Raw genomic sequence first — 22,107 nt, forward strand, 5'->3', positions numbered from 1 at the left:
CACCGGGACCGCTCAAGCGCGGCCCGAGCAGTCAGTCTCGGCTGGCCGAGTCCTGAATGGTCACGTGATTCTCATTGGCCTCCTGGATCGCAAGGGCCTGAGTATCCGCTTCCTTGATCTTGCGGCGGTGCTCCGGGTCGTCCTGCTCGGTACGCAGGTGGCCGACCATGATGAACGCGCAGCCGTACAGGGCGACGAACGCCCAGATCACGGTCGAGTTCTGGGCGAAAGTGCTCATGCCCATGGCTCCCGTGATATTGAGGACCACGGCAACCACGGCCGTGCCGAGGAACGTCGCGCCACCGGCAGCCGTCGTGTACATCGCCATGGCCGCACCTCGGTGTTCGGGGGCGTTCGCCGGCATGATCGCCCCCATGGGCACGAACCCGGCCAGGAAGATGCCGTAGCAAATACCGGCGATCACGGAGAGGATGTAACCCCAGTTCGATCCCGCGGGCACCATATGGGGCACATACCACCAGGCCAGCAGCGAGACGGCCGATGCGAACACACCGAACCAGCGCACCGTCGTGACCCAACCGAGCCGGTCGCCCAGGTTGCCGAAGAACGCGTTGAACAGAATGTTGCCCGCGTAGACGCACACCGTCATCGCGAGCCACCGGGACTGTCCCCACCCCAGCGACGTGCTGATGACCGCCGGCATGATGATGAACATGCCGAACTCCGGCGCGGTGTTGATCAGACGGACCAGGAAGCCCTGGAGAACCTTGGAGTTGGTGAAGGTCAGACGCAGGCCCGAGAAGATCACCTGGGAAGCGGTTTCACCCTCGGGGGCGATGCGACGCTTGCCCTTCGAGTCGTGGCAACCGAACCAGACCAGAAGGAAGCCGATGACGTTGAGGAGGCACGAGAAGATGATCGCACCGGTCTCACCGACGGTGCTCCCACCGAAGGCGGGGATGGCGCCAATTGCCACCAGCGAGCCAAGGGTCGGCAGACCACCGGTGAACATGACGTAGAACCAACCGATCGCCGTACCCGCCTTGGACTTGAGCGCCGTGATGTTCACCCACACCAGGAACGAGAAGGTGAAGAGAGGCATCCCGAACCCACGCAGGAAATAGGTGACCGCAACGAGCCAGAAAATCCCGCTGGCCATCGCCAAGATGAATCCGACCTGGAAAACAGCCCAGACCAGGAAGCCGATGAGCATGACCCTCTTGGGTCCAATGAGGTCGGACAGCGCACCCGAGAGGTAACTGCCCACGGCCACGGCCAGTGAATACGACGCGATAATGCCCGCGACTGCACTCTCGGGGCTGTGCAGGACTTCGACGAGGTGAGGGGTGAGGATGTTCGACTCGACACCCAAACCGGTCATGAACAGAAGGACTCCGAGGAAGCCCCATTTGAGGACCGAAGGTATGCCGATACGGTCGAGGTAATGGCCCTCGACCTTGAGAGGTACCGAAGAATCGGCAGTGGAAGACATAAGGTGCTCCTTCTTGGGGGCTCGACGCTCGTCCCCGTTGACAAACTCCGCGGTGAGTCACCCGTCATTCACGAAGAACCGAACGACGTGAGACGTCCCACACGCATGCGGTTAGCCTAAACGCGAATCGCGGCATCGCACAACCGTTCTGAACACATGTTCACGGCGCCGAGGCGCCCAACGCGTCGACCCAACGAAAAATTCACACGCCGCCTCGGGCATCATCCCGGGAGCCAGCTCCATCCTGAACCAAATATTTCCTATTGTGACGTGAAGTGTAAGGCGGCGCTACACATCCCCACGACTCGTGGCACTGGGGGCGACGCGTGATGTAATTGGGGCTGACAGGCGGGCCCTCCGGGCCACCGGTCGTGCCCCCGTCGAATCACCCCGCAGATCATCGCACCGAGCAGAGAGTTTCATAGCCGTGAAGAAAAAACTTGGCGCCCTCCTGGCGATCGTTCCCCTGGCCCTCGGGCTTGCCGCGTGCGGCGGCAATGACACTCCCAGCGGCCCGGAGACCAAAGACGGAAAGACGGTCGTGAAGATCGCCATCGCGAAGGAGATGGAGGTCAACAAGGTCCTGAAGGAAGAAGCCGCCAAACAGGACATCGACATCGAGTACAAGGAACTGGACAACTACACCGAGGCCAACCCCCAGCTGACGCAGGGGCAGGTGGACCTCAACTGGTTCCAGCACATCTCCTACCTGGCGAACTACAACGTGGACAACGACGACGACCTCCAGATCGTCGGCCCCACGGCGATCTTCCCGATGGGTCTCTACTCCAAGAACCACAAGTCGGTCGATGAAATCCCCGAAGGCGGCAAGATCGCCATTCCGAATGACGCCGTCAACGAGGCCCGTGCCATCAACGTTCTCAAGTCGGCCGGCCTTCTGAAGCTCAAGAGTGATACCCTGCAGCCGACCGAGAACGACATCGACAAGGACAATTCCAAGGTCAACGTCACCGCGGTCGAGGCCAACCAGACCGTCACATCGATGTCGTCGGTCGATGGCTCCGTGGTCAACAACGACTTCCTCGACGACGCCAACTTGGACCCGAAGAATGCCCTGTTCCAGGACGACGCTTCCCAGGATTCCGCTCTTCCGTACGTCAACCTGTTCGTCGCCCAGAAGGGCCAGGAGGACAACGAGACGTACAAGAAGATCATCGACATCTACCGCAGCCAGCCCGTTCAGGACGCACAGCAGAAGTCGTCCAAGAACACCGCCGTGGTCGTCGACACCGACGTCCAGAAACTGCGCGATGTCCAGAAGAAGCTCGAGGACGAGAACAAGGACAAGGAAAAGGACAAGTAGTCGACCCTTCGTCCCAGGATTCCTCCTCCGCGTTCGACGCCGGTCAGGCAGCGCCACTGCCGACCGGCGTCGAACGCGCTCACGGCACCGCAACCACGCAGGCCGAAACCACCGACAAGCAAGGAAAGCACATGACCGAGCACACGAGTCCCGTGTCCGAGGCGCACTCCTCGGACATGGTGGTCCTCGATCACGTCACCAAAGTGTTCAGGACCGGGAAGACCCCCGTCAGAGCCGTGGACGACGTCTCGCTCAGGATCGGACGAGGACAGATCTACGCGATTATCGGCTATTCGGGGGCGGGGAAGTCCACCCTGGTCCGCCTGATCAACGGCCTGGAATCGACAACATCCGGGACCCTGACCGTGGAGGACACCACGATCTCGGGAGCCACAGAACCCGAGTTGCGCAAGGCCCGAACGAACATCGGCATGATCTTCCAACAGTTCAATCTGATGAATTCCAAGACGGTCGCCGGCAATGTCGAGTTCCCGCTCAAGGTCGCCGGGTGGCCTGCTGCCCGGCGCAGGAAACGGGTCCAGGAACTGCTGGAATTCGTGGGGTTGGGTTCACGGGCCAAAAGCTATTCCGAACAGCTCTCGGGCGGTCAGAAGCAGAGGGTCGGCATCGCTCGTTCGCTCGCGAACGAGCCGTCACTCCTGCTCGCCGACGAGTCGACGTCCGCCTTGGACCCGGAGACCACCGAGGAAGTCCTGGGACTGCTCAAGAAGGTCAATGACGAACTCGGGATCACGGTCGTCGTGATCACGCACGAAATGGACGTGGTCGCATCCATCGCCGATCGGGTGGCAGTCATGGAGAACGGGAAGGTCGTGGAGGAGGGAAACGTCTACGACGTCTTCTCGAACCCGCAGACCGCCCCGGCACGCCGCTTCGTCTCGACCACGGTCAAACCCACACCGTCGGGCGACCGGGCGGCGGAACTGATCGAACGGCACAAGGGGTACCTCGTCAGCGTCGAGGTCACGGACCAGACCGATCTCGGCAACGTCCTGTCGAAACTCGGTGACCGCAAGGTGCGTTTCAACATTGTCGAAGGCGGGCTCGAAACCCTTCAGGGCCGCACCTACGGCAAACTCACTCTCGAGCTGCTGGGCGAAATCTCCGCCGTGGACGCCGCCGTCGAACAGCTCAAACTCGTGACCAACGTCCAGGAGGTGCGCGCCTGATGACGCTGAATTCCCACTCCCTCATCGCGGCCACGCTCGAGGCGAAGCCCAAGACCGACTGGGCGGAAGTCCGCCCGGACCTGGTCCAGGCCACGCTCGAGACCATCCAGATGGTCGCCATCACGATGGTCATCGCCGGCATCGGAGGCTTCCTGATCGGGCTGCTTCTGTACACGACCCGGCGCGGCAACATTCTCCAGAATCGGCCGTTGAATTTCGTGCTGAACCTCGTGGTCAATTTCGTTCGCCCGATCCCCTTCATCATCCTGCTGGTCGCGCTGGGTCCGGTCATGCTGGCCACGATCGGGACGACCATCGAAATGAAGGCCGCGGTCTTCGGCATGGTCGTCGCGGCCGTCTTCGCGGTGGCCCGCATCGTCGAGCAGAACCTCGTCTCGATCGACCCCGGTGTGATCGAGGCGGCCAGGGCCATGGGCGCATCCAAGACGCGCATCATGTACTCGGTGATTCTTCCGGAAGCTCTCGGCCCCCTCGTGCTGGGCTACACGTTCCTGCTGATCGGCGTCGTGGACATGTCCGCCATGGCCGGTTACATCGGTGCCGGCGGACTCGGTGACTACGCCCTGTCCAAGGGGTACCAGCGGTTCAACTGGGACATCACGATGGCGTCCGTGCTGATCATCATCGTGATGGTCCAGTTCGTGCAGCTCTTCGGCAACTGGCTCGCCCGCAAGATCATGCGCCGATAGATCTACCAGGGGACGCCCTCCGCCACAGAATGAGGCCCGCAGCACTTCCCGAGGAAGGTGCTGCGGGCCTCATTCCATTCCGGGCGTCTGCCACCGGATCAGAGCCTGTCCAGGACCAGCTGCCTGACTTCCCGCCGCAGGGTCTTGCCGAGCATCGAGCGCGGGAAGTCCTCGACCTCGACGATGCGCCGGGGAACCTTGTAGCGGGTCACCTTGGTGTAGCAGTGCTGACGCAACGCATCGACGTCGAGGGCGTGTCCGGGCGCCATGATGACGGCCGCGACGACTTCTTCGCCTCCGCCGTCGGCCGGGATGCCCACCACGGCGGCGTCCTTGACCGTGTCGAAAGTCTTCAGGGCTGTCTCGACCTCGCTCGGTGCCACATTGAACCCACCAGTGATGATGATTTCTTTGAGACGGTCGACGACGAACAGGAAGCCGTCCTCATCCATGGTCACGACGTCGCCGGTCCGCAACCAGCCGTCCTCCGTGACGGTCAAGCGGGTGGATTCTTCGTTTTTCCAGTAGCCGCGGAACCTCTGCGGGCCCTTGACCCACAGCTCCCCCGATTCCCCATGGGCGACGTCCTGGAGCGATTCCGGGTCGACGATGCGGATCTCGGTCGAGGGGAAAGGGGTACCGATCGATCCGGTCCGGCGGGTGTCGTTGAGCGGGTTGCACGCCACGAGCGGTGCGCACTCCGTCAGGCCATAGCCTTCGACCAGGTATCCGCCCGTCTTCGCTTCCCAGTCCGCGACGAGCTGGGGCGGCAGATTCATGGCCCCGGAGACCGAGTAGCGGATCCCGGACAGGTCTGTCCCTTTCTCGTTGGCCATGTCCAGCATGCGTTGGTACACCGGGGGCACGGCCGGGAGGATTGTGGGCTTGGACTTCTTCAGGGCGGCGAACACCAGGTCCAGGTCCACGGTCGGGAACAGCACGAGCTTGGCACGCACCGCGATGGCAATACCCAGGCCGAGAGTCATGCCGTAGGCGTGGAAGAGCGGCAGGAGACCGTAGATGACCTCGTCGTCGTCCGGGCTGATCCATTCCTCCCCCATGCGGGCATTGGACTCCAGATTCCGGTGGGTCAGCATCACCCCCTTGGGATCCCCAGAGGTCCCGGATGTGTAAAGAAGAAGCGCCGTGTCGTGGGCGGTGGGCCGGTGGTGGTCCTCTGCGATCGGATCGTTCTTGAGGAAGGTCTTCCACGGTGTGGTGCGCGGGGCCGAACCCGACAGCTTCCCGCGGGACGCACGGGATTTTTTGAGGGGCAGTTTGAGAGCAAGCCGGAGGCGACCGGGCATGGCCTCGATCAGGTTGACGGAAACAATCTCGCGCGGGCGCAGGTCATCGGGCTGATTCGTGATCTTGTCCGCGATCTTGTCCCAGACGAACGCGACCTTCGCCCCGTGGTCCTCGAATTGGTGGCGGAGCTCGCCCTCCGTGTACAGGGGGTTGTGCTCGACGACGACGGCGCCCAACCTCAGCGTCGCGTAGAAGGCGACGACGTGTTGCGGGCAATTGGGCAGGATCAGCGCGACACGGTCACCGGCCTGAACTCCCATGAGCCGCAACCCTTCGGCCACGCGTGAGACCTGGTCTCCGAGGTTCGTGTAGCTCGTGGTCGCACCGAAGAATTCCAGGGCCGTACGGTTTCCGGCCTCCCTCACGGATTTCTCCAGGACGTGGACCAGAGAGGTTTCCGGGAGATCGAGAGTTGCGGAGGTGCACGAGTTGTAGTTCTTCAGCCACGGCCGCTGCATCGTCTGGGGCTCGTGGGCCTGCTCCTGAGGTTCTGCCATGTACGAGATTCTGCCATGCCGCCTTCTGACCTGGAATACTGGCCATCATGAGTGCACGCCGCAAATCACAATGGACGGAAGAAGAAGTTCGCGAGGTACTGAGAGAGATCAACAAGAGGATGCTGATCGGCGTCGGCATCGCCGTGCTGGTCGGGGTGATCGTCATCGGACTCGTCGCGATCTTCTCCTGAGCGCCGCTCCATTGCCCCTTCCCCACTCGGGCGCACCTCGTGCGGCCGGGAAAGGTTCGACCGAATGAATGAGACCGTGAACAGCCAGGACGACCTGACCATGCGGGAACGCATGCACGCCGGGCTCCCGTACCACGGATCGGGGACGGCGAACGAGACCAACAACGAGCCTTCCGGCACGTACCGGACGTCGGCCGAAGCGGCGCGCATGACGGATCGATACCGGCGCCTGGACCTGGACGGCGACCCCGCTGCCCAAGAGGTCCTCGGAAACCTCCTGGGCAGCATGGGCGAGGAAGTTCGCATCCGACCCCCGTTCTACGTCGACTACGGGTACAACATCCACATCGGCGACAGGCTCTTCGCGAACTTCGGCCTCACGATCCTCGATGTCTGCGAAGTCCGGATCGGCAACGACGTCCAGATCGGGCCCCACGTGCAGATGCTGGGTCCGACCCACCCGCTGAACCCCGTCGACCGCGCCCGGGGTTGGGAAGGCGGCTACCCCATCACGATCGAGGACAATGTTTGGCTGGGAGGCGGGGCCATTGTTCTTCCCGGAGTCACCGTCGGTCACGGCTCCGTGATCGGCGCGGGTTCGGTGGTCAGCAAGGACGTTCCGCCCTTGTCCGTGGCGGTCGGATCGCCAGCGAAGGTGGTTAGGACCCTGCACCCGGACGAGCGCTCAGGCCAGTATGCTGTCGAGAACTTCCCCGAGGAATACCGACAACAGATCGCAAAGGAATCGCATCCTAGGGAGAACGACCGCACGAGGACGAGCGAGGAGCTTTCATGACGCAACGACCAACGGAACCCTGGGAGGACCCGTACGGCGAGGATTCGGCCGCGAATCGAACGATGCCTCTGGACGGGGACGCGACCGAAGTGCTCGACGATCGTGGAGCACACGGACTCGATGAAGACCGTACCGAAGTCCTGGACGGAGGCAGGACGGAAGTCCTCGACGACCGCACGGACATCCTGTCCGCCTCGGACCAACGCACGCAGGTCCTGGACCACGGGTCCTGGGGGTCCGCGACGCAGGACTCGAATGCTACCCGGCCGCTGCCGTCCTACGGCGAAGGTTCTTCTGCCCCGAGCGCGCAGAAGCGTTCGGGCCTTGAGTACGACGAAGAGACCGAACGCACCGGGGGACCCCGCAGCTTCCGGCCGACGTCGCCGGAGGACGCCCCCAACGCGCCAGCAGGAAGGCCCGGCTACGCCAACGGTCCTGCGGGCCAAGCCCCGGCACCGTCCGGCTCCGACCTGCGCGGCATGGTCATCAGACGGCAGAAGGCGGAGTACGGACGGCTGCAGCTACTTCCCGGTCTGCTCGGGTGGCTCGTCGCGACGGCGTTGGTCGGCTTCCTGACGTGGGCGCTCGGTGTCCTCGCCCCCATTGCGGGCGCGTCGGACCTGCCGATGCACTTGGGGAATTCGGTGAGGGACCTGGCCGATGGTTCGGGGCCCGGGGCGTTGTGGTGCGGCGTCTTCGGCGTCGTGTTCTTCGTGTCCTACGTCGTCGGCGGTTACGCGGCGGGCCGAGCCGGACGCTTCTCCGGCGCCAAACAGGGCGTGGCCGTGTGGCTGTGGCAGCTCATGGGCACAGCCGTCACCACCGTGCTGACCTTGTTCTTCGCGGACAGGATGGGCGAGAGCCTTCCGCTCGGCTCGGTCCAGTCCCTGGGCGGCCCCTCTTTCGTGTGGGGGCTGGTCGCGGCGGTCTGCGTGCTCGTGATCGGGCTTCTCGGCGCGATCCTCGGTGGGCTCTGGGGAACACGGTTCCACCGGAGCGTCGACCGTTGGGGCTTCGAGGGGCGCTGAACCCACGAAGAGTCGAGGCCTCGATCGCGGGGCCTCAAGTGTAGGCACGCTGGTCTCGGGGCGCCTCTGGCGGCGGCTGGGTCCTGCGGGTACGACTGCGCCCTCTTAGGCCCTCCGCTGGTGGCCGCTGCCGCCCTCCTGGGCAACGGACACGGCCACCACCGGTGAAGGGCCGCCAGGGTTTGCCTACATGTCCAGCAGGAGCGCGGGCTCCTCGAGGACGGAGGCCACATCGGCCATGAACCTGGCCGAAAGGTCGCCGTCGACGATGCGATGGTCGAAAGACCCTCCCAGCGTGGTGACCCACCGGGGGATGACTTCGCCGTCGACGACCCAGGGCTTCTGTTTGATGGTGCCGAACGCGAGGATTGCTGCTTCCCCGGGGTTGATGATGGGGGTGCCCGTGTCTATGCCGAGGGCGCCGATGTTCGTGATGGTCAGCGTTCCACCAGACATGTCGCCGGGCTGGGTCTTTCCTTCACGCGCCGTCTTGGTCAGCGCATTCAGGGCCACGGCCAGTTCGCGCAGGGAGAGGTCCTGGGCGTCCTTGATGTTCGGGACCATCAGGCCTCGCGGAGTCGCCGCGGCGATGCCGAGGTTGATGAACCTCTTGATCAGGATCTCGGAATCCGTCCACTGCGAATTGACCTGGGGGTTCCGTGCCGTCGCCCAGATCACGGCCTTGGCCAGGATCAGCAGTGGCGTGACTTTGACACCCTCGAAGGTCGGCGAGGATTTGAGCCTCTTGACGAATTCCATGGTGCGCGAAGCGTCCACGTCCACGAAGATCGACACGTGCGGTGCCTCGAACGCGGACTTGACCATGGCCTTGGCCGTCGCCTTGCGCACGCCCTTGACCGGAACCCGTTCGATCCGATCTGCCGGGCTGCCCTGTTCGACCCAGAAGTTCGAGGGCTTGTGGCTCTCGACATCCTGCGCGTGGGCGGCGTAATTGACCAAGTCCTTCTGGGTCACTTGGCCGTTGGAGCCGGTGGCCGGCACGTCCGCGAGGTCGATCCCGAGGTCCTTGGCTGCTTTCCGTACGGGAGGCTTGGCCAGGGCGGGGCGACGAGGCGGCTCCGAACCGACGGTTCGGTGCGCTTCCGCCTGCGCCATGGGTTGGTCCGCGGCGCGGCCCGGGAAACGCTTGAGCGCACCACGGCCTTCCTCTGCCAGCTTTCTGGCGCGTTCCGCGATCCCTGAGCCAAAGGTTCCGCCCTGAAGCGGCGCACGGTTCAGGATCTGGGTCAGGAGTTTCTCCGACGGCTGGGTGGTACTTCCCGGGACGGGATCGCTCTCTTCGATGCCACCCGGTGCGGCGCCCCCGGAGGACCGTCGCTTACGAGCCCGCCTCTTGACGGGGTCGGCCTTCGGTCCCGAACCCACGAGCGCGGCCGTCTGCTCGTCGGATCCCTCGCCCTCGGACGTGTTACCGGAGGCGGCCGCCTTGTCGGCGTCGCCCTTGGCCGGAGCCGCCTGCGCAGCGAGGCCGTCGGCTTCCTTCTCCGCAACGGTGGTCGTGGAGTCGGCATCGTCGGCGGGCAAGTCCCGTCCCGGCGCCGCCCCGGTGGTGTCCGCTTCCGGTTCGGGTTCCGCGCCGTCGGCCGAGGCCGTAATGGTCACGGAAACCAGTGGGGCACCGACTTCGACCGTGGCCCCCTCTTCGGCGATGATCTTCTCCACGGTGCCGGCGAACGGTGAAGGCAACTCGACCACGGATTTCGCGGTCTCGATCTCGACCAGCACGTCATTGATCTGGACCGGGCTTCCCGGGCCGACCTTCCATGACAGGATCTCTGCTTCCGTCAGGCCTTCGCCGACGTCCGGGAGGTTGAAAATCGAAGACATAAGGGCTCCTGAGTTCCGGGCTGATTAGTAGGCCAGCGAACGGTCAATGGCCTCGAGCATGCGGTCGATGCTCGGGAGGTAGTCCTCCTCGACTCCGGCCACGGGGTAAGGCATGTGGTACCCACCGACTCTGAGAACGGGGGCTTCCAAGCTGTAGAAGCATCGTTCGGTGATGACGGAGGCCAGTTCGCCACCGATGCCGCCGAAGGTCGGCGCCTCGTGCGTGACGACCAGGCGGCCGGTCTTCCGCACGGAAGCCTCGACCGCGTCGAAATCGAGCGGGGAAATAGATCGCAGATCCACGACTTCAACGCTCATTCCGTCCTCGCGTGCCGCGTCCGACGCCGCGAGGGCGACGGGGACCAGGGGGCCGTACGCGGCGAGAGTCACGTCGCGCCCTTCCCGAACGATCTGCGCGCGCTGCGTGGAGGGGGCGGATACCGAGCGGTCGACGTCGCCCTTGAGCCAGTAGCGGCGTTTCGGCTCGAGGAAGATCACCGGATCGTCGGATGCGATGGCTTCCCGCAACATCGTGTAGGCATCCTGGGCATTGGACGGGGACATGACCCTGAGGCCCGCGGTATGGGCGAACAGGGCCTCCGGGGATTCCGAATGGTGTTCGATGGAGCCGATGTTGCCGCCATACGGGATGCGGATGACCACGGGCAGTTTGACGTCGCCCCGAGTCCTGGCGTGGATCTTCGCCAGTTGCGATGTGATCTGGTTGAACGACGGGTATACGAATCCGTCGAACTGGATTTCGCAGACGGGCCGGTACCCGCGCATGGCCAGGCCGATGGCGCTACCCACGATTCCGGCCTCCCCGAGAGGGGTGTCCATCACGCGTTCGGGGCCGTATTCCTCCTTGAGCCCTTGGGTCACGCGGAAGACACCGCCCAAGGTTCCAATGTCCTCACCCATGAGCAGGACGGCCTTGTCTTCGCCCATGGCATCGGACATGGCCGCGTTGAGAGCCTTGGCCATGGGCATCGATTCGACCGGCATTGCGCTGTGTTGTGAAACGTCGCTCATGATCAGCGACCGCCCTCCTGCGTCTCGGCATCTTCGAAGCCGGCTTCGTACTCGTGGAACCAGGCTCGCTCTTCTTCGACGAGCGAGTTCTCTTCGGCGTACACGTGGTCGAAGACGCCGTCGAAGGTCGGTGCTTCCATGGCGAGGACGGCTTCGCGGATTTCCGCACCGTACTCCTTGGCCCGCTGATTGGCTTCTTCGAAGAAGTCCTCCCCAACCCCTTCCAGCCGCAGGTGCTTCTCAAGCCGGACGAGAGGATCCTTGGTGGTCCATTCGTCTTCTTCGTCCCGCGTCCGGTACTTGGTCGGGTCGTCGGCGGTAGTGTGCGCGCCCAGGCGGTAGGTCTCGGCCTCGATCAGGACGGGTCCTTCGCCCCGATGGATCTTATCCATGGCGTAGGCGGTGACCGCCTGGACACCCAGCAGGTCATTGCCGTCCACACGGATGCCCTCGAAGCCGTACCCCGCGGCCCGCTCTGCCAATGGGAGGCGCGACTGCGTCGAGAACGGCACGGAGATCGCCCACTTGTTGTTCTGGACGAAGAACAGGACCGGAGCGTCGTAGGAAGCGGCAAAGACCATGGATTCGTGCGCTTCGCCCTCGGTCGAGGCGCCGTCACCGAAGTAGACGACTGTCGCCTCGGTGTCGCCGGCCTCGGCGTCGCCTGAATTCTCTTCCTGTACAACGCCCAGTTGCCGGTCCAGCTTCTGCCCCATGGCGTAGCCCACGGCGTGAGGAATCTGGGATGCCAGCACGAAGGAGTAGAGGTTGAAGCGGTGTTCCCTGGGGTCCCATCCTCCCGGCGCATAGCCGCGGAATACCCTCATCATGTCCTTGAGATCGACGCCCCGCTCGTACGCGAGCGCGTGCTCGCGGTAGGAGGGGAAGATGTAGTCGTTCTTCGGGATGGCGCGAGCGGATCCGACCTGCGCGGCTTCCTGCCCCTTGGAAGGGACCCAGAGGGCAAGTTTTCCCTGGCGTTGCAACGACGTGGCTTCGTCGTCGAACCGCCGAACCGTCAGCATGGTGGCGTACGAGCTCTTGAGGTCGTCGAGGGTGACGTGCTCGATGTAGGGGTCGAAGTCCGGGTCCGATCCACGGTGACCGTTCTCGTCCAGTATGGTCACCCGGTTCAGACGGCCCTCGGTAGCCCCGGGGTGTGGGGTTTCCGCGGTTTCCATGAGTCCTCCCATGTGGCTAGGTTGTCCGGCACCCGGTTGGTCCGCCGGAGCACGGTATGCAGAGGTGCCCGCGGATCAAAAAATACACCCCTACCCTACCTTCCCGAGCCATCCAGGAATTCGCCGGCGATCCTGATGAATCGCGTGTTGGCTTCGTCCTCCCCGATGCTGACTCTGACTCCTTCGGGGTGGAACGCGCGCACCGAGAGGGCGTTCTCATCCGCCAATCGGGCGAAGTCCTGGGTCTTCTCCCCCAGCGGCAACCACACGAAGTTGGCTCGCGTGGCCGGGATGTCCCAGCCTTGGTTGGTCAGGGCCTCGACAACTCGTGTTCGCTCCGAGACGAGGTGCCGCACCTGGTCCGCGATCTCCTCGGAGTGTTCGAGCGAGGCGATCGCGGCTTCTTCGGCCACTTTCGTGACGGCGAAGGTCGTCGCGGAGACCCGCAGGTACTGGGTGATCTCCGGGTGGGAGATCGAATATCCGACGCGCAGCCCCGCGAGACCTGCGGCCTTGGAGAAGGTTCGGAGGATCACGAGGTTGTTGTACTCGCCGTAGAGATCGATTCCCTCCGCGAGGCCGCCTTCTGCGCGCTCCTCGTCGGTGATCTCGGAGGCCAGACAGAACTCGAGGTAAGCCTCGTCCAGGACCACCACGATGTCGGAGGGCACCTTGGCCATGAAGTCCTGGACCTTCTTCTTGGTCAACGCTGGCCCCGTGGGATTGTTGGGGGTGCACAGGATCACGACCTTGGTCCTGTCGGTGATCGCCGCGGCCATCGCGTCCAGATCGTGTTCTCCGTTGGAGAGGTTGGGCACGCGCACCTCCTTCGCCCCGGCCAGGCCGGTCACGATGGGATACGCCTCGAAGGACCGCCAAGGATAGATCACCTCATCCTGGCTTCCGTCCTGATTTCCCCCGGCAAAAGCGGCCAGGATCTGGCTGAGCGCCCCCAGGCTTCCGCCGCCGGTCACGATGTCCTCAGGATCGACCCCGAGTTTTCTTCCCAGGGCGTCCCGAAGATCCGTGCACAGCGGGTCCGGGTACCTGTTCGACGCCGAGAATTTCTGGATCACCGATTGCACCGCCGGAACCGGACCGAGAGGGTTCTCATTCGAGGACAGCTTGTACTGTTGCAACCCTTCGACCTTCTGCGGGGGTTTGCCCGCCGCGTATTTCGGGAGGTTGCCGAACACGTGGCGTGGAGTGATTTTCTGCGAGTCGGGGGTCAGATTCTCAGTCATGGATTCCACTCTATCCTTTCAATCGAGGCCAAAGTGTCAGGAATCACGTCGGTGACGTGCTGCTTGTTCAGAGCCTCGTTCGGCGGCAGATCTGCGGTCGTATGTCTCCGACGAAGCCTCGAAGGTCAGGGTGCGCACGGTGGACCCGGCCGGAACGGCTTCCTGGATCATGCGCAGGTGGGCTCGGCCCTCTGCGGTCCGGCCCAGTTCCCGATCCGCGGCGGTTGCTGCCTCAATGTAGGTTTCGGCTGAATGGGTCATCGGCACCGGCCCCTTGTTTCGTCCGGTGTTCCCGATGACGACGACCGCGTGGTCGTTCCCGGGATCGATTCCTCCCCCGGTCAGGGATGGCACGGGGTCGTCGATGTCCCTGAGGTGAAGAACCTTGGTTCTGGGATCGACGCCGCGGAAAGTCGACGTCGGGCTCCCTGTGGTCACGACGCCGCGCACGGCGTACCTGCGCCCGAAATCCCGGTTCGTCGCGAGCCCCATCGCGGCCATGCCACCCTGGCTGAACCCCGAGAGAATCACGGGGTCCTCGGCACCGGCCCCGGCTTCACGGAGGGCTCGGTCGACGAGCTGCATGAGACCTGAAGCCTCCTCCAGAGGGGTCTCCGGCGAGACGGTCATAGCGTCCAGGATGCTGCGGGCGCTGTTGGGATCCGTCCGGCTCGTGAGGTTGTCGAAGTCCGTGCCCGGTATGGATACGAGGTACGACCTCGTGCCGTCTGGCTTGTCCACGACCTGCACATCGATGTGCGCGAGAGACACCTGGTTCTGGGGCCCACGTTCGGCGTCGTGCACTTCATCGTGCTCCCCCGCGGACTTCAGGCTCTTCACGACCGTCGCGACACCGGCAGGTCCGCTGGTCATCCTGGGCTCCGAGGCCTCGACGGTACGGAAGCCCTTCAGCCGCACCAGGCCAAACCCCATGCCGCGTCGATACCGCACAGCCCGACCTACGCCCCGACGGAGGTTCTCGAGTGGCACGCCGCTTCCGGCGATCGTCGACCGGGTGGCGGCGCCGGATCCTCGTAGCGTCGCGTCCGCGACGAATACTGAGCCACCGACAACCGCGAAACTGCCGGCCGCGAGCATCAGACCCAGCGGGTTGCCGCCCGAATGCAAGGCGGTGCCGTACAGCAACCGGTAGGGAACCGAATGGACCGCGTTGAAGCCACCCACCAGGGTCTCGGCGAGGTGTTCGGCCTGCTCGTAGGACGTATGGGCAACGCGAAGTTTCGCCGCATCGTCCACTGCCGAGACACCCAGGGAAACCAGAAGCTCGCGGGCGTCGTCCAGGGCATGAGCGGCAGCTGCGGCCTCCGCCGCCACGTGGGCCCAGAAATGCTGGACTTCCGCGAGGAGTGGGGCCGTGGCCAACCAGACCTCCCCCAGGGTCTCGCCCACGGCGGCAATCTCCGTCTCGAGGCGATGGATCTCCTCGGTGTCTATTTTCTGCTGCGCCGACGAAGCGCGGACCGTGACCGTTCCCTCGGGCACCGTGCCGAAGTCAATCGAGAACGCACCGGTCGACCGGGCGGGGGCCATGGCAAAGGTTGCCCACGCCCTGAGCTCGGGCCCCAGTACACCGCTCACCGAGGACCACCCGGCCTCACACCGCCGATGGCCTCGACCGCCGCACGGTAGATGGAGTCGTTCACGACATTCGCGTATGCACCACGCGCGGATCGAAGCTCCTCTGAGGATTGAATTCCGAGGGTTCCGCGAGCGACTGCTTCCACGGCCTCGTGGATTCCGGTTTCGGCCCTCAATGCGACGCGGGCAACGGATTCCGTCACCCGATGTTCGAGTACGTCCAGCTCACCAGCAAGATCTTCCAGCTTCCGCCTGATTTCCGCTCCCGCTCTGCGCAGGTGGTGCTCAGCCCGGGTCAGGGCTTCCTCCGCGGTCAGGACCCGAGCGGTCTCGCGGCGAACCTTGGTCCTGAAGAGCTCGGCCGCGGGCGATTCCCACGATGTTCCGCTCGTACCGGCCCACCGTTCTCCCGCCGATCCGAGGTCCACCCGGCGCCTGGCCACGCCGTTCGCAAGCTCGGCGAGCCTGTGCTCCGCCGCGACTGCCACGCCCCGCACCGCCGCGGGGGCCACCAACCCCAAGGTCGCCACCATGTCCATGCTTCCACCTCCCCGAGAATCGACCCCGCGCTTCTCGCGGTCCCGATGGCGCTTATTCTGACCGGCGGCGGAACGCGGCGTTCACGTCGCCGAGCGGAATCGCTCGCGGTGTGGACGAGGCGAAAGCCAAGGGCCTTTCGGAAGCCCTGTGGACGAAACCGGTGCGGCCCTACGGCCATGCCACAATAAGGACATGGCCAATTCTTCGCAGAACACCAGTCCGTCCGATTCGTCGCTTCCGAACGGGCGCAACAGCTTGACCCAGGTTGACCCTCCGATCGCGCTCGGCCCCTTGGACGGTCGTTACCAGCCCCAGACGGCACCGCTGACCGATTATCTTTCGGAAGCCGCGCTCAACCGCGATCGTGTGCACGTCGAGGTCGAATGGTTCATCTACCTGTGCCGGAATGAAGTTCTGCCCGGACTGGAGCCGCTGAGCGGCGCCCAAGAGGCCAGCCTGCGGGCCATCGTCACGGATTTCGACGGCGAATCGATCAACGAATTGGCCGAGATCGAGGCCGTGACGGTTCACGACGTCAAAGCGGTCGAATACTTCATCGGCAATCGGCTCGAAGCCCTGGGCCTCACGCGCCTGAAACCCCTCGTGCACTTCGGGTGCACTTCGGAAGACATCAATAATCTTTCCTACGCGGTCGGGATTCGTGACGCGGTCACCAACGTGTGGTTGCCCGCCGCCCGGGAGCTCGTGGACGGTGTCTCGGATCTGGCGTCCTCGGCACGGGACATACCCATGATGTCCAGGACGCACGGCCAGCCCGCAACGCCGACGACGCTCGGCAAAGAGATGGCAGTCCTCGCTTTCCGTCTCCAGCGGCAGATCAAGCACGTGGAGAACCAGGAGTTCCTCGGCAAGATCAACGGGGCGACCGGGACATATGCTGCCCACTATGCCTCCGCACCCCAGGTCGACTGGCAGGAGGTCTCCCGCGGTTTCGTGGAGCACCTCGGGCTCACGTGGAATCCCCTGACCACACAGATCGAGTCCCACGACTGGCAGGCGGAGCTCTACTCGAGCATCGCCCACTTCAACAGGATCCTGCACAACCTCTGCACGGACATCTGGTCCTACATCTCCATCGGATACTTCCGCCAGATCCCGGTCGTGGGGGCGACGGGCTCCTCGACCATGCCGCACAAGATCAATCCGATCCGTTTCGAGAACGCCGAGGCCAACCTCGAGATCTCCTGTTCCCTCCTGGACACCCTGGGAGAGACGCTGGTGACTTCTCGCTGGCAACGCGACCTGACGGATTCGTCGTCGCAACGGAATATCGGGGTCGCATTCGGGCACTCGATCCTGGCCATCTCCAACGTCACCAAAGGCCTGGCGCGGCTCGACGTCGCCGAGGACGCACTCGCCGAAGACCTGGACCGCAACTGGGAAGTGCTCGCCGAGGCGATTCAAATGGTCATGCGCGCGGAATCGATCGCGGGCGTGGACGGCATGGACAATCCCTACGAACGGCTCAAGGATCTGACCCGCGGCCACCGCGTGGACCAGGCCAGGCTCATCGAATTCGTGTCGGAATTGGGCCTCTCGCCCGAAGCCGAAGAGCGTCTGAAGAACCTGACGCCGGCCACGTACAACGGCATCGCGAGCCGTCTGGTGGACTACATCCGGTAGCTCCGGGCGTTCCCGCCTCGGACATCCGAACGGTCAGCGCGGACACGGCGCGGGCCCGTTCCCTCGGGAGGGAACGGGCCCGCGCCGTGCGCATACCTGGAAGGACGTGGGTCAGCCCTTGGCGTCGGTGTCTCCCGAGGCATTATCGGAAGGTCCATTCACGGAATCACCGTGACCGCCGCCCTTCTTCGGAGAGTCTTCCTCCTTGTCAGCCCCCGCAGGCAGGTCGCCGGCGAGGACCTGGGCCTTCTTCTCCTCCTCGGGATCCTCGAACTTCGGGGCGCGCCCGTCCAGCTGGAGTGAATCGGGGAAGAGCTTGGGTGCTTGTCCGAAGGCTTCCTTCGTCGAATGGATGACCTGGCGCCCCAAGGCCAGGTTCGCTCCCCCGCCGACGACGGCGCCGAGACCGAAAGGCAGGGCACGGCCGAGCAGCGCCCCGGACTGTCGGGCCAGGAAGCGCTTGACGAACATGTTGCGGATCGTTTTGGAGACGCTGAATCCCTTGTCGTCTCCCTTGCCCATCATGAGGCCCCATTTGTTGGAGATCCCCGACGCCCGACCGGACTGGCCGAGAATCTGCTGCATGAGCACCTTGCCGTCGTCGCCCAGCATGAGGGCCATGACCATGGTCCGTGCCTTCTCGGGATCCTCGATGTGGGCCCCGTAGAGTTCGGCCACGGACTGGGCATAAATAGCCGTGCGCTCCAGGTAGCCGCCGACGGCGACGACCGACAGCCCGACCGACGTGGCCGTGCCGATCCCAGGGATGAACGCCGAGGCGCCGACCGCGCCGCCCCCGACGGTCACGTCCCTCAAGTAGAGGCGCTCGAGGCGGCGAGCGATCTGTTCCGGAGTCTCGTCCGGGTGCTTCTTCCGAAGCTTCTTGATCGAGGTGACGACCATGGGCCGCTGGACACGCAGAACCGTGTCCAGGGCCTTGTTGAGAGCGGGCTTCGGTTGCCCGTTGTCATCGAATGCATTCTTCATTGCGGAATCAAAGGGAAACTTCGGTGCCATGTTCACATCTAACCACGTGCTCATCGGGGGTCCACAGGTCTTAGCCGAGAGCGGAGAATCCCGGGCTCAGCGCGCCGAACCACTCAAGTTCCCAATTCTCGCACGAATTCCTGCGTCTGCAGAGGGTCCAGGACCTCGGCTGGGTGTGGCCCGGCGTCGAGCCACCGACGCTCGAATCCGAGTGCCCGGTCAACCAGGCCGGGCCCTGCCGCAAGGATCAGGTTTCCTTCGCCCTTCCTCCTGATGAGGCCGGCATCGGCCAGCGTCCACGCTCCCGAGGCGACGCCGACGCGTGGATCAGAGCTCGCGGCGTCGGCCAGGAACCCTGCCTGTCGGGCGAAGAAGTGCAGGCCGGCGTCGTCGCCCACGTTGATCACCAGTGCACCCCTGGGCGACAAGAGGTCGAGGCACTCCGCGTAGAACTCGCGGCAGGCGAGATGTTCCGGGGAGTCCTTGCCGGCGAAGATGTCGACGACGACCAGGTCGAACCATTTCCCGCCGTCGAGGCCCGCGGCGGAGGCGAGATGCGGCAGGGAATCCCGTGCATCATCGGTCAGGAGACCCAACCGTGTGCCCTCCGGAAGTGGCAGTCGGTCCACAACCAGCGAAGGCAGCTCTCGCTCGATATCGACCGCCACTTGGCGCGATCCCGGCCGTGTGGCTTGAATGTACCGGGGAAGAGTCAGTCCGCCCGCGCCGAGGTGGGCCGCGGTCACCGGCTCGCCGGGCGCCGCGATCGTGTCCACGACGTTTCCGACGCGGCGCAGGTACTCGTAGAAGATGTTTTCGGGGTGGTCCAGGTCCACGTGGGACTGCTCCGCGCCGCCGATCTCGAGCACAAACCCGCGGTCGCTGAAACCGTCCGGCAGGATTTCCGCTTGCAGACCCGAGAAACCGAGGTGAACCCGGTGGCCGCCGCTCATACGATGAATTCTCCCGCCTCGTGCCGGTAGTGGCTCTTGGGCTCAAGCTGGATCGTCGAGTGGGCGATCGACACCTCGAAATGCTCGGAAATGCAGTTCTGGAGGTCGCAGAGCTTCTGGGCGCTCTTCCCGTCCTCAAAGCACCGATCGTCCAGGACGATGTGTGCGCTCAGAACGGGGAGGTCGGTCGAGATGCGGCTCGCGTGAAGATCGTGGACCTTCACGACCTGTGGGTGGGATTCGAGATGGCGCCGGACCGCGTCCATGTCGAGCCCGGGAGGGGCGCTTTCCAGGAGCACGCTGACCGATTCGCGGAGAATGAAGACGGCTCGAGGAATGATCAGGACTCCGATGAGCAGAGCGACGACGGCGTCGGCCTGCATCCACCCGGTCCACGCGATCACGAGGGCCGAGACGATCACGGCGACGGAACCGAGCGCATCGTTGACGACCTCCAGGAATGCCGCCCGCAGGTTGAGGTTCTTCTCGCCCCCGAACAGCACGGCCATCGCGACGATATTTCCGAGCAGCCCGATCGCGCCGAATACGATCAGTTCACGATCGGCCACCGGTTGCGGGTCTGAGAAGCGTTGGATCGCTTCGATGACCACCATGATCCCGACGACGATCAGGACTGTCGCCTGAACGGCGGCGACCAGGATCTCGACCCTCTTCCACCCCCAGGTCCGGTGCTCCGTGGCAGGCCTGGCGGAGAGCACCGCGGCGCCCAGGGCCATGCCCAGGCCCGCGGCGTCGGTCAGGACGTGGACGGTGTCGAAGAGCAGCGCGAGGGAACCGGTGAGGACCGCGCCCAGCGCCTGGGCGAGGAAGATCGCGATGGAAATTCCGAACGCGACGGCGAGCCGACGCCGCCCTGCACCGGCCCCGTGCTGGTGACCGTGGTCGTGGTGGTTGCCCATCGGAACCCACACCCCCATTCATAAGCATTTGCTTATATTTTAGCCGAGGGCCCATGGCCGGTGGAAGGGTGTGGCCGTGCTGTTATCTCACATCGAACGCGCGGAATTCACCCGTGGGATCGGCGTCCCACCGCTCGACGTCGCTGACGTGACCCGCCGTGTCTCCCGACGTCAGCGCCGCGTAGAAAGCTTGGACTCCCTCCGAGGGGCCCTCGACGACGACTTCGACGCGCCCGTCCGCCAGGTTTTCCGCGTATCCGAGCACGTCGTGCTCTTTGGCGACGCCGCGGGCCCACCACCGGAATCCGACACCCTGGACCCTCCCGGAGACCAGCGCCTCGAGGCGCGCCTCCGGGAGATCGACGGCGGCGTCGTCCTCATCCTCTGACTGGCGTCTGCCACGGATGGAGTCCCAAAGTCCCATGGTGCAACTCCTAGGCCAGCTGGTCCGTGGCCGGGGCCTCCGCGATGGCTTGGGCGATCGGGGTGTCGCCATCCGTGAAGGGCAGGGCCTTGCGAATGGTCGAGTCGTCGGCCAGCACCGCAACCAGAACCCGTGCGACGTTGGCCCGGGAGGCCTTCGCGTCCGAGCGTTCGGTCGTGATGGTGATCTTCCCCGTCGGCTCGTCGAGGGACAGGGCGGTCGGGCCGACCAGGGTCCAGTCCAGATCGCTTTCGCGCAGGTGCTGGTCCGATTCCGCCTTGGACTGGGCGTAGGCGTAGAAGTCCTCGCTCTCGGGGACGCCGTGATCGAAGGACGCGCCCAGGTAGGAGACCATGAGGTAACGCTTGACCCCCGCGGTCTCGGCGGCATCCATCGAACGGTTCGCGGCGTCGCGATCGACCTCCCACGTGCGCTGAGGGTCTCCGCCGCCGGCACCGGCCGACCAGATGACCGCGTCGATGTTCTGATCCTTGAAGACCTCGGTCATCTGCTCCGTCGACAAGTTGGAGATGTCCTTGACCAAAGCGTTGGCGCCGGTTTCCTCGACGTCGGCGACCTGGTCCTGCGAACGGATGATCGACGTGACGGTGTGCCCGGCCTCGGTCAGCAGGGGTGCGGCCAGGAGCGCGACCTTGCCGTGTCCACCGATGATTCCTACATGTGCCATCTTCGTTCTCCTTCGCTCTGACGAGTGTCCTTGCTTCTGGTTCAACTGTTCCACACGCCGATCTATGCCCGAAAGGGTCCGTCGGGCGGAATGCCGGGGGTGGTGGTTACCCGATTGAGAGGTGGTTCCCGTCGTGGGGCGGCGGGAGACCCAGCGCACCAGCCGCACCACCAGCCGTCCGGATCACTCATCGCCCGGGCCATGAAGATGCCGTATTCAACCCGTCCGCACCGGATTGGAAGCCCCCGCTCCCCTCTGCTAAAGTGGCTCTCGCGCTGATCGGCGGCCAGGTGCCGCTGTGCTGATGCGCAGGCCTCCTTAGCTCAGTCGGTAGAGCGTTTCCTTCGTAACGAAAAGGTCGCCGGTTCGATTCCGGCAGGGGGCTCTCGTTGTGAAGGCCCCGGAACTACTAGGTTCCGGGGCCTTCATGCGTTCCGGCCCTGCACCGGTGGCGCAGCTCGCGCGGCGCTGTGGGATGGGCCGCGTCGGCGTCATCAGCGGAACAACAGGCCGCACCAAGGCGTTGGGGAGATGAGAGAACAATGTTGTC

Annotated in this window: 20 protein-coding genes and 1 tRNA gene; 8 read left to right on the plus strand and 13 right to left on the minus strand. The window is 64.5% G+C overall.

Features of this window, described 5'->3' with window-relative positions:
* Nucleotides 1–31: 31 nt before the first annotated feature.
* Nucleotides 32–1,453, minus strand: coding sequence for an RbtT/DalT/CsbX family MFS transporter (locus AB0Y14_RS05545; RefSeq protein WP_436588200.1), 1,422 nt, complete (start codon nucleotides 1,451–1,453; stop codon nucleotides 32–34).
* Nucleotides 1,454–1,880: 427 nt separating this feature from the next.
* Here AB0Y14_RS05545 and AB0Y14_RS05550 point away from each other — a divergent pair, with 427 nt between their 5' ends.
* The 3 genes from AB0Y14_RS05550 (at nucleotide 1,881) to AB0Y14_RS05560 (ending at nucleotide 4,677) form a co-directional block, all read left to right on the plus strand.
* The gene (locus AB0Y14_RS05550; protein WP_436588201.1) at nucleotides 1,881–2,777 is read left to right on the plus strand and encodes a MetQ/NlpA family ABC transporter substrate-binding protein; all 897 of its coding nucleotides are present in this window, start codon (nucleotides 1,881–1,883) and stop codon (nucleotides 2,775–2,777) included.
* 131 nt (nucleotides 2,778–2,908) lie between these two features.
* The gene (locus AB0Y14_RS05555; RefSeq protein ID WP_436588202.1) at nucleotides 2,909–3,967 is read left to right on the plus strand and encodes a methionine ABC transporter ATP-binding protein; all 1,059 of its coding nucleotides are present in this window, start codon (nucleotides 2,909–2,911) and stop codon (nucleotides 3,965–3,967) included.
* A complete protein-coding gene (locus AB0Y14_RS05560; protein ID WP_436588203.1) occupies nucleotides 3,967–4,677 on the plus strand; it encodes a methionine ABC transporter permease in 711 nt (236 codons plus the stop codon). Before AB0Y14_RS05555 ends, AB0Y14_RS05560 begins: the two co-directional genes overlap by 1 nt.
* Before the next feature lie 98 nt (nucleotides 4,678–4,775).
* On the opposite strand, the gene AB0Y14_RS05565 is transcribed toward AB0Y14_RS05560, so the two are convergent.
* Nucleotides 4,776–6,482 (minus strand): long-chain-fatty-acid--CoA ligase, encoded by a 1,707-nt coding sequence (locus AB0Y14_RS05565; protein WP_436588204.1) that lies wholly within the window; start codon nucleotides 6,480–6,482, stop codon nucleotides 4,776–4,778.
* 47 nt (nucleotides 6,483–6,529) lie between these two features.
* Here AB0Y14_RS05565 and AB0Y14_RS05570 point away from each other — a divergent pair, with 47 nt between their 5' ends.
* The 3 genes from AB0Y14_RS05570 to AB0Y14_RS05580 all read left to right on the plus strand — a co-directional run bounded on the left by AB0Y14_RS05570 (nucleotide 6,530) and on the right by AB0Y14_RS05580 (nucleotide 8,497).
* Entirely contained in the window at nucleotides 6,530–6,673 is a 144-nt protein-coding gene (locus tag AB0Y14_RS05570; RefSeq protein WP_436588205.1) for a hypothetical protein, read from the plus strand.
* A 64-nt stretch (nucleotides 6,674–6,737) separates the two neighbouring features.
* A complete protein-coding gene (locus AB0Y14_RS05575) occupies nucleotides 6,738–7,469 on the plus strand; it encodes a sugar O-acetyltransferase (RefSeq protein WP_436588206.1) in 732 nt (243 codons plus the stop codon).
* Nucleotides 7,466–8,497 carry a hypothetical protein gene (locus AB0Y14_RS05580; RefSeq protein ID WP_436588207.1) on the plus strand — a complete coding sequence of 344 codons (1,032 nt, stop codon included), beginning with the start codon at nucleotides 7,466–7,468 and terminating at the stop codon, nucleotides 8,495–8,497. Before AB0Y14_RS05575 ends, AB0Y14_RS05580 begins: the two co-directional genes overlap by 4 nt.
* A 186-nt stretch (nucleotides 8,498–8,683) precedes the next feature.
* Here AB0Y14_RS05580 and AB0Y14_RS05585 read toward each other — a convergent pair whose 3' ends face one another.
* The 6 genes from AB0Y14_RS05585 to AB0Y14_RS05610 form a co-directional block, all read right to left on the minus strand.
* The gene (locus AB0Y14_RS05585; protein ID WP_436588208.1) at nucleotides 8,684–10,345 is read right to left on the minus strand and encodes a dihydrolipoamide acetyltransferase family protein; all 1,662 of its coding nucleotides are present in this window, start codon (nucleotides 10,343–10,345) and stop codon (nucleotides 8,684–8,686) included.
* Between the two features lie 24 nt (nucleotides 10,346–10,369).
* Nucleotides 10,370–11,377 (minus strand): alpha-ketoacid dehydrogenase subunit beta, encoded by a 1,008-nt coding sequence (locus AB0Y14_RS05590; RefSeq protein WP_436588209.1) that lies wholly within the window; start codon nucleotides 11,375–11,377, stop codon nucleotides 10,370–10,372.
* Between the two features lie 2 nt (nucleotides 11,378–11,379).
* Nucleotides 11,380–12,558 (minus strand): thiamine pyrophosphate-dependent enzyme, encoded by a 1,179-nt coding sequence (locus AB0Y14_RS05595; protein WP_436588210.1) that lies wholly within the window; start codon nucleotides 12,556–12,558, stop codon nucleotides 11,380–11,382.
* A 95-nt stretch (nucleotides 12,559–12,653) separates the two neighbouring features.
* Nucleotides 12,654–13,802 carry a histidinol-phosphate transaminase gene (locus AB0Y14_RS05600; RefSeq protein WP_436588211.1) on the minus strand — a complete coding sequence of 383 codons (1,149 nt, stop codon included), beginning with the start codon at nucleotides 13,800–13,802 and terminating at the stop codon, nucleotides 12,654–12,656.
* Nucleotides 13,803–13,838: 36 nt separating this feature from the next.
* Nucleotides 13,839–15,401, minus strand: a complete 1,563-nt coding sequence (locus tag AB0Y14_RS05605) for a hypothetical protein (RefSeq protein ID WP_436588212.1) — start codon at nucleotides 15,399–15,401, stop codon at nucleotides 13,839–13,841.
* Complete coding sequence (locus tag AB0Y14_RS05610; RefSeq protein WP_436588213.1) at nucleotides 15,398–15,934, minus strand: hypothetical protein; 537 nt, start codon at nucleotides 15,932–15,934, stop codon at nucleotides 15,398–15,400. Before AB0Y14_RS05610 ends, AB0Y14_RS05605 begins: the two co-directional genes overlap by 4 nt.
* Nucleotides 15,935–16,133: 199 nt before the next feature.
* On the opposite strand from AB0Y14_RS05610, the gene purB reads away from it, so the two are divergent.
* Nucleotides 16,134–17,585: an adenylosuccinate lyase gene (purB, locus tag AB0Y14_RS05615; protein WP_436588214.1), complete on the plus strand. Its 1,452-nt coding sequence runs from the start codon at nucleotides 16,134–16,136 to the stop codon at nucleotides 17,583–17,585.
* Nucleotides 17,586–17,696: 111 nt separating this feature from the next.
* Here the strand turns inward: purB and AB0Y14_RS05620 are convergent, their stop codons facing one another.
* From AB0Y14_RS05620 to AB0Y14_RS05640, 5 genes are all read right to left on the minus strand, one after another.
* Nucleotides 17,697–18,572, minus strand: a complete 876-nt coding sequence (locus AB0Y14_RS05620) for a di- and tripeptidase (protein ID WP_436588215.1) — start codon at nucleotides 18,570–18,572, stop codon at nucleotides 17,697–17,699.
* Nucleotides 18,573–18,685: 113 nt separating this feature from the next.
* Complete coding sequence (locus AB0Y14_RS05625) at nucleotides 18,686–19,525, minus strand: spermidine synthase (RefSeq protein WP_436588216.1); 840 nt, start codon at nucleotides 19,523–19,525, stop codon at nucleotides 18,686–18,688.
* Nucleotides 19,522–20,445, minus strand: coding sequence for a cation diffusion facilitator family transporter (locus AB0Y14_RS05630; protein WP_436588217.1), 924 nt, complete (start codon nucleotides 20,443–20,445; stop codon nucleotides 19,522–19,524). The genes AB0Y14_RS05625 and AB0Y14_RS05630 overlap by 4 nt, the downstream gene beginning before the upstream one ends.
* An 82-nt stretch (nucleotides 20,446–20,527) precedes the next feature.
* Nucleotides 20,528–20,869, minus strand: coding sequence for an acylphosphatase (locus AB0Y14_RS05635; protein WP_436588218.1), 342 nt, complete (start codon nucleotides 20,867–20,869; stop codon nucleotides 20,528–20,530).
* A gap of 10 nt (nucleotides 20,870–20,879) precedes the next feature.
* On the minus strand, nucleotides 20,880–21,557 hold the full coding sequence (locus AB0Y14_RS05640) for an SDR family oxidoreductase (protein ID WP_436588219.1): 678 nt from the start codon (nucleotides 21,555–21,557) through the stop codon (nucleotides 20,880–20,882).
* A 312-nt stretch (nucleotides 21,558–21,869) separates the two neighbouring features.
* Between AB0Y14_RS05640 and AB0Y14_RS05645 the strand changes: the two genes are divergently transcribed.
* Nucleotides 21,870–21,942: transfer RNA gene (locus AB0Y14_RS05645), tRNA-Thr, on the plus strand.
* Nucleotides 21,943–22,107 lie beyond the last annotated feature (165 nt).

It is taken from the genome of Rothia sp. HC945 (assembly GCF_051370785.1).
Lineage (GTDB): Bacteria > Actinomycetota > Actinomycetes > Actinomycetales > Micrococcaceae > Rothia.

Bases quoted from the DNA above. Each gene is read 5' to 3' on its own strand.
- AB0Y14_RS05590 (WP_436588209.1), bottom strand. From the start codon at position 11,377: ATGAGCGACGTTTCACAACACAGCGCAATGCCGGTCGAATCGATGCCC.
- AB0Y14_RS05545 (WP_436588200.1), bottom strand. From the start codon at position 1,453: ATGTCTTCCACTGCCGATTCTTCGGTACCTCTCAAGGTCGAGGGCCAT.
- AB0Y14_RS05565 (WP_436588204.1), bottom strand. From the start codon at position 6,482: ATGGCAGAACCTCAGGAGCAGGCCCACGAGCCCCAGACGATGCAGCGG.
- AB0Y14_RS05560 (WP_436588203.1), top strand. From the start codon at position 3,967: ATGACGCTGAATTCCCACTCCCTCATCGCGGCCACGCTCGAGGCGAAG.
- AB0Y14_RS05610 (WP_436588213.1), bottom strand. From the start codon at position 15,934: ATGGTGGCGACCTTGGGGTTGGTGGCCCCCGCGGCGGTGCGGGGCGTG.
- AB0Y14_RS05595 (WP_436588210.1), bottom strand. From the start codon at position 12,558: ATGGAAACCGCGGAAACCCCACACCCCGGGGCTACCGAGGGCCGTCTG.
- AB0Y14_RS05625 (WP_436588216.1), bottom strand. From the start codon at position 19,525: ATGAGCGGCGGCCACCGGGTTCACCTCGGTTTCTCGGGTCTGCAAGCG.
- AB0Y14_RS05635 (WP_436588218.1), bottom strand. From the start codon at position 20,869: ATGGGACTTTGGGACTCCATCCGTGGCAGACGCCAGTCAGAGGATGAG.
- AB0Y14_RS05555 (WP_436588202.1), top strand. From the start codon at position 2,909: ATGACCGAGCACACGAGTCCCGTGTCCGAGGCGCACTCCTCGGACATG.
- AB0Y14_RS05600 (WP_436588211.1), bottom strand. From the start codon at position 13,802: ATGACTGAGAATCTGACCCCCGACTCGCAGAAAATCACTCCACGCCAC.
- AB0Y14_RS05575 (WP_436588206.1), top strand. From the start codon at position 6,738: ATGAATGAGACCGTGAACAGCCAGGACGACCTGACCATGCGGGAACGC.
- AB0Y14_RS05570 (WP_436588205.1), top strand. From the start codon at position 6,530: ATGAGTGCACGCCGCAAATCACAATGGACGGAAGAAGAAGTTCGCGAG.
- AB0Y14_RS05640 (WP_436588219.1), bottom strand. From the start codon at position 21,557: ATGGCACATGTAGGAATCATCGGTGGACACGGCAAGGTCGCGCTCCTG.
- AB0Y14_RS05580 (WP_436588207.1), top strand. From the start codon at position 7,466: ATGACGCAACGACCAACGGAACCCTGGGAGGACCCGTACGGCGAGGAT.
- purB (WP_436588214.1), top strand. From the start codon at position 16,134: ATGGCCAATTCTTCGCAGAACACCAGTCCGTCCGATTCGTCGCTTCCG.
- AB0Y14_RS05630 (WP_436588217.1), bottom strand. From the start codon at position 20,445: ATGGGCAACCACCACGACCACGGTCACCAGCACGGGGCCGGTGCAGGG.
- AB0Y14_RS05585 (WP_436588208.1), bottom strand. From the start codon at position 10,345: ATGTCTTCGATTTTCAACCTCCCGGACGTCGGCGAAGGCCTGACGGAA.
- AB0Y14_RS05620 (WP_436588215.1), bottom strand. From the start codon at position 18,572: ATGAAGAATGCATTCGATGACAACGGGCAACCGAAGCCCGCTCTCAAC.